Annotated in this window: 8 protein-coding genes; all 8 read right to left on the reverse strand. The window is 69.4% G+C overall.

Annotated features, from left to right (window positions below; genetic code table 11):
- Nucleotides 1-12: 12 nt before the first annotated feature.
- Nucleotides 13-1,449: an NDP-hexose 2,3-dehydratase family protein gene (locus SACGLDRAFT_RS16280; RefSeq protein WP_005465953.1), complete on the reverse strand. Its 1,437-nt coding sequence runs from the start codon at nucleotides 1,447-1,449 to the stop codon at nucleotides 13-15.
- A gap of 134 nt (nucleotides 1,450-1,583) precedes the next feature.
- Nucleotides 1,584-2,552, reverse strand: coding sequence for an NAD-dependent epimerase/dehydratase family protein (locus tag SACGLDRAFT_RS16285; protein WP_005465954.1), 969 nt, complete (start codon nucleotides 2,550-2,552; stop codon nucleotides 1,584-1,586).
- Between the two features lie 2 nt (nucleotides 2,553-2,554).
- A complete protein-coding gene (locus tag SACGLDRAFT_RS16290) occupies nucleotides 2,555-3,790 on the reverse strand; it encodes a class I SAM-dependent methyltransferase (RefSeq protein WP_005465955.1) in 1,236 nt (411 codons plus the stop codon).
- 34 nt (nucleotides 3,791-3,824) lie between these two features.
- Nucleotides 3,825-6,419 (reverse strand): AAA family ATPase, encoded by a 2,595-nt coding sequence (locus SACGLDRAFT_RS16295; protein WP_005465956.1) that lies wholly within the window; start codon nucleotides 6,417-6,419, stop codon nucleotides 3,825-3,827.
- A gap of 198 nt (nucleotides 6,420-6,617) precedes the next feature.
- Nucleotides 6,618-7,694, reverse strand: a complete 1,077-nt coding sequence (prfA, locus tag SACGLDRAFT_RS16300; protein ID WP_005465959.1) for a peptide chain release factor 1 — start codon at nucleotides 7,692-7,694, stop codon at nucleotides 6,618-6,620.
- Nucleotides 7,695-7,799: 105 nt separating this feature from the next.
- Entirely contained in the window at nucleotides 7,800-8,012 is a 213-nt protein-coding gene (gene rpmE, locus SACGLDRAFT_RS16305) for a 50S ribosomal protein L31 (RefSeq protein WP_005465960.1), read from the reverse strand.
- A 191-nt stretch (nucleotides 8,013-8,203) separates the two neighbouring features.
- Nucleotides 8,204-10,195 (reverse strand): transcription termination factor Rho, encoded by a 1,992-nt coding sequence (gene rho, locus SACGLDRAFT_RS16310; RefSeq protein WP_040919191.1) that lies wholly within the window; start codon nucleotides 10,193-10,195, stop codon nucleotides 8,204-8,206.
- Nucleotides 10,196-10,559: 364 nt separating this feature from the next.
- Complete coding sequence (thrB, locus tag SACGLDRAFT_RS16315) at nucleotides 10,560-11,444, reverse strand: homoserine kinase (protein WP_005465962.1); 885 nt, start codon at nucleotides 11,442-11,444, stop codon at nucleotides 10,560-10,562.
- Nucleotides 11,445-11,453 lie beyond the last annotated feature (9 nt).

The following is an 11,453-nucleotide window of genomic DNA, read 5'->3' on the forward strand; positions in this document are numbered from 1 at the left end:
CGCCGGGACTTCTCACACCACGGCCAGGCTCCGCAGGCACAGCAGCAGGCTGCGCGCCTGGATGTTGACGTAGAAGCTGTGTCGCAGCAGTTCGTCGTACTGGGACAACGTCAACCAACGGTAGTGGGGGTCGTCGACGGCGACGTCGGTGTCGGTCTCCACGATGAGGTACCGGTTCTGCGCCGTCAGGAACCGACCTCCCTCCTCGGACAACACCGTGTCGAAACGCACCCGCGTCGATCGCAGCACCTCGTCGAGGAACCGGGGCCGCGCCGCGTCGGGAAGCAGCTCGTAGTTCTCGGGGGTGCACTGCACGGTGGGGGCGAGTTCCACGACGTCGGCGTAGCCGGGCTCGGTCCTGGCGTGGGTGAGGACGTGCAGCACACCGCCGATCTCCTTGACGACAAAGGCGATCACGCCCGTCCCCACGGGTTCGATCATCGGTTGTGACCACGCGCCCACTTCCCTGCCCTCGGCCTCCACGTGCACGCCGACGACGGAGAAGAAACGGTCGCTGTGGTGGGAGATCACACCGTCCTTCTCGCGCCACCCCGGCAGCCCCCGCAGTGGCGTGCGGTGCACACGCAGATCGGTGCGCGTCCTGGCCTCGGTGATCCAGCTCAGCACCTCGTCGGTGGTGTGCACGGACGGCGCGCTGGGATCGGCGGAACGCGCCAGCGCCGCGCGGAAGTCGTCGCCCGACCGCGAGGCGACGGAGTTCGTCCAGTACCGGCCACCGCCCGGCAGGCAGGCCAGTACCGTCCGCGTGTCCATGTTCACGAGGTCCGGCACGGTGAGCAGTTCGGCGAGCTGTCTCAGGGTCAGCCAACAGAATCCGTCGGCCAGCGGGACGGGCTCGTCGACCTCCACCACCATGTTGCGGTTGCGCTTGCGGTAGAACCAGGCCCCCTGCTCCGACTGCCGGATGTCCACGAGCACCCGATGCCCGGCGGGTTCCCGGAAGTACCTCAGATACGGGATCGATCGTCCCTTATGGACTCCCGTGTAGTTGCTGCGGGTCGCCTGCACCGTCGGTGACAGTTGCAGTCCACCTCCGGGATTGCCCGGTTCCTGCTTGGCCTGGACCAGGCAGTGCAGCACACCGTCGATCTCCTTCACCAGGATTCCGAGAATCCCGATCTCGGGCTGGTTGATGATCGGCTGCCGCCACGACGCCACCACGGCGTCGTCGCGCTCCACCGACACCGCCTCGACGCTGAAGAACCGGCCCGTGTGATGCCGCAGGAACCCCGTGTCGGGTTCCCGGACCCACCCGGTCAGCTCGTCGAGCCCCGCCCGTCGCGTCTTCATCCAGGTGCGTCGCGACAGTCCGGCGAGCCAGTCGTGCACCTCGGCCGTGTCCGGGAAGTGGGACCCCGGCGCGAACAGCGAATCGGTCAGGCGGGCCGCGACCTCGTCGCGTGACAAAGGACGAAGGGGAGCAACCACCGAGCGACTCCTTCGGCAGGACCGGCTTTTCCGCGTCGCCGACGACCGACCGTGAGGGACCTCGGCCGACGTCACCGGCCGACACCGGCAAGCTTCGCCGCCCGCGTTTCCGGTGGTCAACCACCGGGCGACCCCTAACTCCCGGAATAGGGGTCGCCCGTCCGGCCCTCCCGAACCGCCACGGCCGCGACGGTCGCGTCGATTCCGGCGGACAAGTCGACCTCGGCGCGCCATCCGGTGACCTCCGTGAACGCCGCGGGATCGGCGACGAGACTGCGTCCGTCCATCTCGGTGGCCTCCGTCGGCGGGGGCACGGACACCACCGGAACCGGGGGCCGTCCGGTGTGGGCGGACACGGCCGCCGCCACCCGCTCGAACAGCTCACGCACGCTGACACCGCGACCCGAACCCAGAAGCCAGTGGCGTCCCGCCAGCCGAGGGGCGTCGACGACGGCGTGGACGAACGCGTTCGCGACGTCGTCGACGAACACGAGATCCCGCTCCACGGCGCCGTCGCCCCACACCGTCAGCGGTTCGCCCGCCAGCGCCCTGCGCACCATCGCGGTCACCACTCCCCGGTCGAGCGCGCTCGGAGCGGGCCCGTAGACCGTGGGAAGCCGCAGACTGACGCCTCCCCCGTCGAGCACCACGCGTTCGGCCACCAGCTTCTGGCGGTCGTACTCGGTGGTCGGCTCGTCCGGCTCCGTGCCGTCGACGCGATCGCGGGCCCCCGCGCCGACCTGGGACGTCGAACCGGCGAACACCACCACCCGCCCCGCTGCGGACGCGATCGCCGAACGCACGACGGCGACGTTCACCCGCTCCGCCGCCTCGGCCTCGTGGTCCCCGATCCGGTACGTGCTGCCGCCCGTGTACAACACGAGCGGCAGCACCACGTCCGCGTCCGCGATCACCTCGGCCACCCGGCCGGGCTCGGTCAGATCGGCGGCCACCGCCTCCACGTGGGCACAAGGAGCACGACCGCTCGACGACACCGACCTCACGGTCGCCCCCGCCGCCACGAACCGCGCGGCGACGGCCGAACCGATGAATCCCGAGCCTCCGAGCACGACCACCCGGACTCCCGTCAGCGCGGACCCCATCGTCAGACCACGTGCACGTGGGGCACGTACCGGATCCAGCGGCCACCCGCCTCGCGGAACGCCTGCTCCTTGGCCATAATCTCGTCGGCGTGGTTCCAGGCGAACAGCAGCGCGTACGACGGGTAGTTCTCGGCGAACGCCTCCGGCGGCCGAACCGGGATGTGCGCGCCGGGGGTGAGCTTGTACTGCTTCGCGGGCGTGGTGTCGCACACGAACTCCACCAGCTCGGGCCCGATACCGCAGAAGTTGGTCACCGTGGCGCTCTTCGCGGTGGCGCCGTACCCCACGATGCGATGGCCCTCCGCCCGCAGGCGCCTCAAAAGCGCCACCAACTCGTCGCGGACCGCGTACACCCGGTCCGCGAACGCCTTCAGCACGGCGAGTTCCCCGAGCCCCGCCCGGCGTTCGGAGGTGAGCAACTCGTCGACCGCGGCACTGCGCTTGCGTGCTCCGGGGCGAGCGAGCGTGTAGCGGATCTCACCGCCGTGCACGGGAAGGTGCTCCACGTCGACCAGTTCGAGACCGTGCCTGCGGGCCATCTCGTCGACGGAGCTCGCACTGAAGAAAAAGAAGTGCTCGTCGTAGATCTGGTCGAACGACGTGCGCTCGACGATGTCCCCGAGGTAGGGGTCCTCGAACACGAACACCCCGTCGGGCTTCAACAGCGTGGTGACTCCCCGCAGGATCGAGGACATGTAGGGGATGTGGCACAGGGTGTTGGCCGCGTAGATCACGTCCGCCCGGCCCTCGGCCTCCACGATGTCGAGAGCCGTGGCCTCCTCGAAGAAGTCCTTCCGCACCCGCACGCCCTCACCGGCCGCCAGATCGGCCACGGCACCCGAGGGCTCCACTCCCAGGTGCCGCACTCCCGCCTCGGCCACCGTCTTGAGCATGGTGCCGTCGTTGCACCCCAGCTCGACGATGAACGAGTCCTCTCCGGACAGTTCCGTGGCGAGGAACCTCTCCGCCATGCGTCGGAAGTGCTCGCGCATCACCACCGACCCGCGCGACAGGTACGGATAGTCCTCGTGGAACATCGCCTCGCGCGGCACTTCCTCCGTCAACTGCACCATGCCGCACGTCTCGCACAGGCCGACCGCGAGCCGGAAGGTGTACTCCTCCGTCGAGTCCGACGGATCGCGGAAGGCGTCCGACAACGGCTGGGTACCGAAGTCGAGGAACTCGGTGACCGCGTCACCGCAGATCCGACAGTGAGGTGCGGGGGATTCGGGCGCCATTGCGCGTTCTCCTTCTCTTGTCGGGGAACAGGACTCAGGCACCCGTGCCGCAGGCGTCGGCGTGAATGCCCAGTTCTCGCGGGAGTTCGGCACGACCCTTCACTCCCAACTTCCGGTACACCCTGGTGAGGTGCTGTTCGACCGTGCTCACCGTGATGTAGAGCAGAGCGCTGATCTCGCGGTTGGTGTGGCCGAGGGCGGCGAGTTCGGCGACCCGGCGTTCGGAGTCGCTCAACGCCGGGACACCGTGGGCGGCCAACCGGTCGACGTGGGCGGTCCTTCCGTCGAAGAGCCGCTCGAACCGACGTCGCGTCCTCGCGAGTTCCCGACCGTCACCGCAGGCTTTCAGCAGCTCGACCGACTTCCGTAGCAGCTCGGCGCGCTGGCGGGGGCCGTTCAGCTCGGCCAACAGTCGCAACGCGATGCCACGGGTCCGCCGATCCGCGTTCCCGAGCTGCTCAGTGACGAGGTCACGGGCGGCGTCGGGTCTGCCGAGCGCGAGGTTGGCCTCCGCGAGGTCGAGCCGCCACGGCGCCACCAACGGCAGGTCCGAGCCCCGCTGTCTCATCCTCGCGGCGCAGGTCTGGAAGTCGCTGATGGCGGCGAGTGCGCGGCCCTGAGCCAGGTGGGCGTGTCCCCGAGCGTGCAGGTAGAACAAACCGATCACGCCGTCGAACATCGCCTCCGGCACCGGCAGCCGCAGCAGTTCCTCCAGCACGTCCGGCTCCCCCGTCTCGGTCAGGGCGAGGAGTTGCACGGCGACGGGATAGCCGATCAACACCCCCCAGCCCTGGGTCGGCAGCAACCTCATCGCCGAGGCGGCGAGGCGGAAGGCCGTGGCCGAATCCCCCCGCCGCAGGGTCAGGTGAGCTCGCACGACCTCGCACAGCGCTCGCCACGTGTTCGCCCCGCCGTCGGCGGCCCTGGCGATCATTCGCTCGCACCAGCGTGCGGCGCTGTCGGGCTCGCCCGCGAAGACCAGGGCCAAAAGCGCGGTGACGACCACTTCCGGTGCCGTCTCGCCGGGGTGGCTGCTCTTCAGCACGTGCTCCGCGGCGGAGAGGTCCCGGCGGTCGAACTTCGTGGTCCAGAACCGGCCGAGCACGCGTCCGGCCTCGGCCCACGGGTCGGAACTCGGCGGTCCCCCTTCCGGGGCGTCCCCGGACTCCGGGCCCAGTCCGTGGACGTGGCAGATGATCCTCAGCTCCGCCGCCGACCGGACGTCGAGGAGCTCGGGATTCTCGCGGCACGCCGCCAACACGCAGTCGACCGTGTCGTGGTCGCCGGACCAGAAGGCGTGCCACAGCACGAGCACCACGTCCCGGCCCCGCGACCGGCCCGCCCACAACGCCGTGCGCAGTGGTTCGAGGTACGTGGCCGACGCGGCCGGGTTGATCCGCCACAACGCGCGGACGAGCATTCGACCGATCTCGAACCGCTGGGCTCCGACAGCGGCGGTCGACGCGAGTTCCAGGCAGCGGATCGCGTCCTCGACCTCGTCGGCCGACAACGCCTGCTCGGCAGCGATTCGCAACACGTCGACCGCCCAGTTGTCGACCCGGTCGAGCGCGAGCAGGTGAGTCGCCACCGTGGTGGCGTCGTCACCCCGGCGGTGGAGCGCCTCGGCAGCCCGGCCGTGCAACGCGGAGCGTTCGTCGGCGGTCAGACCGCGCAGCACCGCCGCGCGCACCCCGGCGTGCCGGAACCGGGCGCCCATCACCAGCCCCGAGGCCTCCAAGGCCCCCATGAGCCGCTCGGTCACCTCGGTGGTGAGATCCGCGAGACGTGCGACGAGGTCCACCGAACAGTCGTCCGCGAGCACCGCCATCGCCTTGGCGACGGCCGAGAGCGACGGCTCCCACCGATGCAGTGCCGCGAGCACCGTCTCGACGCCGGTGGGCCCCAACGTGCGCTCGTCGACCTCGTGCCCCGCGGCGAGATCGGCGGCCATCGCCCGCACCAACATCACGTTGCCGCCGCTCCAACGACACCACAACGGCGCGAGCCGCGAGGCCCCGGTGGGGCCGAGGCGCTCCGAGAGCAACGCGGTGACCTCCGACTCGCTCAGCGGACCGAGCCGAACCCGCCGGACCGAGCTCGGGTCGAGCTCCGCGTGCAGGCGCATCGCCAGCGAGTGGGAGTGCTCCCGCTCCGCGAGGACCAACAGGAGCCGCGCCGAGGACACCCGCCGGCACAGGCGGAGCAGAAACTCCCGCGACTGCCGGTCCGCGAACTGCACGTCGTCGACGCTGATCACGACCGGTCGCCCGTGGGAAAGCCGCGACAGCTCCGAGCACAACTCGTGGCGCAGCCGCAGGCTCGATCGGTCCGACGACTCCTCCGCGCAGGCCGTGGCGAAAGCGGCGAGTCGGTCGGTGGTCTCGGGTGACACTCCCGCGCCGTGGACGAGCTGGTCCAACACTCCCGCCGGAAGTGACCGCTCGCTCCAGATCCCGCGAGCGCACAGCACCAGTGCCCCGGCTTCGGCGGCACGGTCGGCGAATCGCCGCAGCAGCTCGGTCTTCCCGCTTCCGAGCCCGCCGGTGATCAGCGCGAGCCCGCCCCGGCCCTCCACGCACTCGGCGAGCAGTGAGGTGAGTTCGGCGAGGGCGGCTTCGTGGTCCGCCATCCACACCCCCTGCCCGATGTCACGATCGCCCCTCTCTGATCAATGACAGCAGGGTTATAACACGCGAAACGCCCCGGCGAACGGCTGCTGAAAAAGGTCAAAAGCGGCACCGGGAGAACGCGGATTCGGAACAGACCACTTCGATGCCCGCGTCGGGCGAACCGTTGCCACGGGTCCCGACGTGGCGGGAGCGGCCGTTCAGCCCTCCGCCCGGGCCTGCGCCATCCGCTCCTCCCGGTCGGCGGCGCGCAGCGCGTCCAGCACTCCCGTCAACTCCCCGTCCAGCACCTGGTCCAGGTTGTAGGCCTTGTAGTTGACGCGGTGGTCGGAGATCCGATTCTCGGGGAAGTTGTAGGTGCGCACCCGCTCCGACCGGTCGACCGTCCGCACCTGCGAGCGGCGGGCGTCGGCGGCCTTCGCGGCGGCCTCCTCCTCCGCCAGCGCCTGCAACCGCGCCTGCAACACCTGGATGGCCCGCGCCCGGTTCTGGATCTGCGACTTCTCGTTCTGGCACGACACCACGATGCCGGTGGGGAGGTGCGTGACCCGGACCGCCGAGTCGGTGGTGTTGACGCTCTGGCCGCCGGGGCCCGACGAGCGGAACACGTCGATGCGCAGGTCGTTGGGGTCGATCTCGACCTCGATCTCCTCCGGCTCGGGATAGATCAACACGCCCGCGGCCGAGGTGTGGATGCGGCCCTGCGACTCGGTGGCGGGCACGCGCTGCACGCGGTGAACGCCGCCTTCGAACTTCAGCCGGGCCCACACACCCTCGACGTCCGTGCCCTTGCTCTTGATCGAGACCGTCACGTCCTTGTAGCCGCCGAGGTCCGACGGCGTGGCGTCGAGGATCTCGGTCGTCCAGCCCTGCCGTTCGGCGAACCGCAAATACATCCGCAGCAGGTCGCCGGCGAACAACGCGGACTCCTCACCGCCCTCGCCCGACTTGATCTCCATGACGACGTCCGAGCCGTCGTAGGGGTCGCGAGGCAGCAGCAGCTCCGTCAACCGCGCTTCCAACGCCGGAATCCGCTCGGCCAGCCGCTGGGCCTCCTCGGCGAACGCCTCGTCCTCGGCGGCCAGCTCCTTGGCCGCGGCCAGGTCGGAGCGAGTGGCTTCGAGTTCCCTCACCGTCTTGACCACGGGCGCCAACTCCGCGTAGCGACGCCCCAGCTTGCGGGCACGGGCCTGATCGGCATGCACTGCCGGGTCCGCCAACTGCTCTTCGAGCTCGGCGTACTCGTCGAGCAACCCTCGCAGTGATTCCGACTCCACGGCCTTACCTTCCTCGAACGCCTGCCTTACCAACCACGGGCACTGGGAAACGCGAAACGGCGCTCGCTCCTGCCGCACGAGCAGAAGCGAGCGCCGTCCACCAAGCTACTTCTTGCGCTTGCCGTAGCGAGCCTCGAAGCGCGCCACTCGACCACCGGTGTCGAGGATCTTCTGCTTACCCGTGTAGAACGGGTGGCAGTTCGAGCAGATCTCGACCTGGATGGAGTCGGAGGCGGCGGTGCTGCGGGTGGTGAAGGTGTTGCCACAACCGCAGGTCACGGTGGTGACGTGGTAGTCGGGGTGAATACCGCTCTTCATGGTGTCCTCTCCTCGTGGCCGCCGGATCCCCGTACCCGCGGGGTGAACCGGAGCCGGACGTCAGCGGAACAAGTCTGCCAGAGGGGCAGACGATCTTTTCAACGCACCCTTACGGGCGGATATTTCCCCCACACCGGCTGGTGGGCCCGTCGGTCGACGACACCGCACCAGCCGATGGGGTCCGACAACTCTCAGTCGTCGTCCGCTCCCGGAGCGGTCTTGGAGACCTGCATCAGGAACTCGGCGTTCGTCTTGGTCTTCCGCAACCGGTCCAGCAGCAGGTCGATGGCCTGCTGGGAGTCGAGCGCGTGCAGCACCCGGTGCAGCTTGTGGGTCACCGCCAACTCGTCGGGCGAGAGCAGCAGCTCCTCCTTGCGCGTACCCGACGGGTTGACGTCCACGGCCGGGAACACCCGCCGCTCGGCGATCTTGCGGTCGAGCTTGAGCTCGGCGTTGCCGGTGCCCTTGAACTCCTCGAAGATCACCGTGTCGCCGGTGGAGCCCGTCTCCACCATCGCCGTGGCGAAGATGGTGAGCGAGCCGCCGCCCTCGATGTTGCGGGCCGCGCCCAAAAACCGCTTCGGCGGGAACAGCGCCGTGGAGTCGACACCACCCGACAGAATGCGCCCGGACGCCGGAGCGGCCAGGTTGTAGGCACGACCGAGCCGGGTGATGGAGTCGAGCAGCACCACGACGTCGTGCCCCATCTCGACGAGCCGCTTGGCCCGCTCGATGGACAGCTCCGCCACCGAGGTGTGGTCCGACGGCGGGCGGTCGAAGGTGGAGGCGATGACCTCACCCTTCACCGACCGCTGCATGTCGGTGACCTCTTCCGGCCGCTCGTCCACCAGCACCACCATGAGGTGGCACTCGGGGTTGTTCGTGGTGATCGCGTTCGCGATGTCCTGCATGATCGTCGTCTTGCCCGCCTTGGGCGGGGACACGATCAGCGCGCGCTGTCCCTTGCCGACCGGCATCACCAGGTCGATGACTCGCGTGGTCAGCTTGTTCGGCGTGGTCTCCAGCCGCAGCCGCTCGTTCGGGTACAACGGCGTCAGCTTGTGGAACTCGGGGCGCTTCTTCGCGACCTCGGGGTCGAGCCCGTTGATCGAGTCGACACGCACCAGCGGGTTGAACTTCTGACGCTGCTGCTCACCCTCGCGCGGCTGCTTGACGACACCCGTGATGGCGTCGCCACGACGCAGACCGTACTTGCGGACCAACGACAGCGACACGTAGACGTCGTTGGGGCCGGGCAGATAACCCGAGGTCCGCACGAACGCGTAGTTCTCCAGCACGTCGAGAATGCCCGCGACGGGGAGAAGCACGTCGTCTTCCCTGATCTCGGTGTCGGCACCGCCGCCTTCACCCCGGCCACGGCGACGACGGTCGCGGAAACGCCTGCTGCGACGGCCGCCGCGCTCCTCGTCCTCGCCCTGGTTGCCGTTCTGGCCACCGTTGGCGTTGCCGTTCTGGCCGCGCTGCTGGTTGCCGGCCTGCTTGCCGTCGGACTTGCCGTCCTTGGCCTCGGACTTGCCGGAGTCGGACTTACCGTCCTTGTCCCCGCCGTCACGCTGGCTCGATTCGTCGTCGGAACGTTGCGCGGCACCGGCCTCACCGGAACTCGAACCGCCCCGGCCGGAACCACGCCGACGCCTGTTCGGCCTGCTTCCTCCGTCGTCCTGGGTCTCCCCCGAGGGTTTGGCCTCCTGGGCGGTGTCCTTGCCGCCCTTGGCCTCACCGGTGTCCTTACCGGCGCCCGTGTCGGCGTCGCCCCCGGCAGCGTGCCCGGACGAACCCGCGTCCTCACCGGAGCCGCCGCGCTTGGTGGACCGCTTCTCCTTGCCGTCACCGGCCCGGTCCACCCCGTCGAGGGGCGGGGTCGCCTCCTTGGCGGCCTCGGTAGCGGTGTCCTTGGCCGTCGACCTCGTGCGCTTCGTCTTGCCCTGGCGCTCACGGATGGCCGCGATCAGGTCGCCCTTGCGCATCCCCGTGGTGTCGCTGATGCCCAACTCGGTGGCGAGTGCCCGCAGTTCGGCGATCACCATGCCCGACAGGCCACCGGGTCGCCGTCTGGGAGTCGTTCCCGTGCCGTTGGACTGCGGCGTCCGCTCACCCGAGTCGGACGATGCAGATGGGGCTGCCTGGGTCTCGTCGCCGCTCAACAGATCGGTGTTGCTCACACATGTCCTTCCTGACCGGTCAACGCTCCACGCGTGGACCAGCGGACCACCGCCCGCGTCCGAATTGCGAGACGGCATACTGAATCCCTCCGCGGCCGGTCCATCGCCGAACATGCGAGACACAGCGAGAACCGCCGTCAAGAGATCAATCGATCACCGTGTTTACCCGAAACCCCGTCGAGAACCAACGGAAAAGATCCGATCCGGAAGATTCCGGAACCAGCACCGGGTGCGGAAACCGCACGGTGACCGAACGCCTCCGAGGGTAGACCGCCCGGCCACACGGTGCAACAACCACCCCCCACATGGCGCCTTCCTTTTCGATCGCCGGAAGGAGCCTCACCTCAGGGGTGTCCGGGCGTGGTCACGCGGAGTCAGTGTCGAGTCGGACACCGTTCGGATCGACGGGTAACGGCATGACCTCGAATCCCGTAACGTCCACGCCGTCGGGAAGTATTCCCGTGGTGGTCAACGCGAGCACGGTGGGGCCCGCGCCCGAGATCACGGCGGCCACCCCGCGCGCCCGAAGGGCCCTCATCAACCGCACGGAGGCCGGATACGCGGGCTCGCGGTACTCCTGGTGCAGCCGGTCCTCCGTCGCCGCGAACAGCAGGTCCGGCCGTGAGGTCACGGCGTGCACGGTCAACGCGCTCCGGCTCGCCGTGAACGCGGCGTCGCCGTGCGGCACGTAGTCGGGCAGCAGGCCCCGCGTCTGGTCCGTGGACGACCGTTCCTCGGGCACGGCCACCACCGGCCTGATCGCGGCGTGCGGTTCGAGCCGCTCCGCGTGGAACGTGGTGCCCGACTGCCACGCCACCACGAACCCGCCCAGCAGACTCGCCGCGGCGTTGTCGGCGTGCCCCTCGAACTCGGAGGCGAGCTGCAGCGCGCCCTCGTCAACGTCCTTGCCCGCCAACGCGTATCCCGCCGCGATCCCCGCGACGACCGCCGCGGCCGACGAACCGAGTCCTCGCGCGTGCGGAATGGCGTTGTGACAACGCAGGGCCAGGCCCGGCACGCTCACGTCCAGGTGCCGACAGGCACGGCGAAGCGCGCGCACCACGAGATGCGACTCGTCGGTGGGCACGCCGGACATGTCCCCGGCCCCGGCATCGATCACCTCGACGCTGAGGCCGGAGGCCGTCACCTCGACCTCGACGACGTCGTGCAGCGCCAACGCCAGGCCGAACGTGTCGAACCCCGGACCGAGGTTCGCCGTCGACGCCGGAACGGTGATCGTGTACTTCACGCCAACACT

Source organism: Saccharomonospora glauca K62 (genome assembly GCF_000243395.2).
GTDB classification, from domain to species: Bacteria; Actinomycetota; Actinomycetes; order Mycobacteriales; family Pseudonocardiaceae; genus Saccharomonospora; species Saccharomonospora glauca.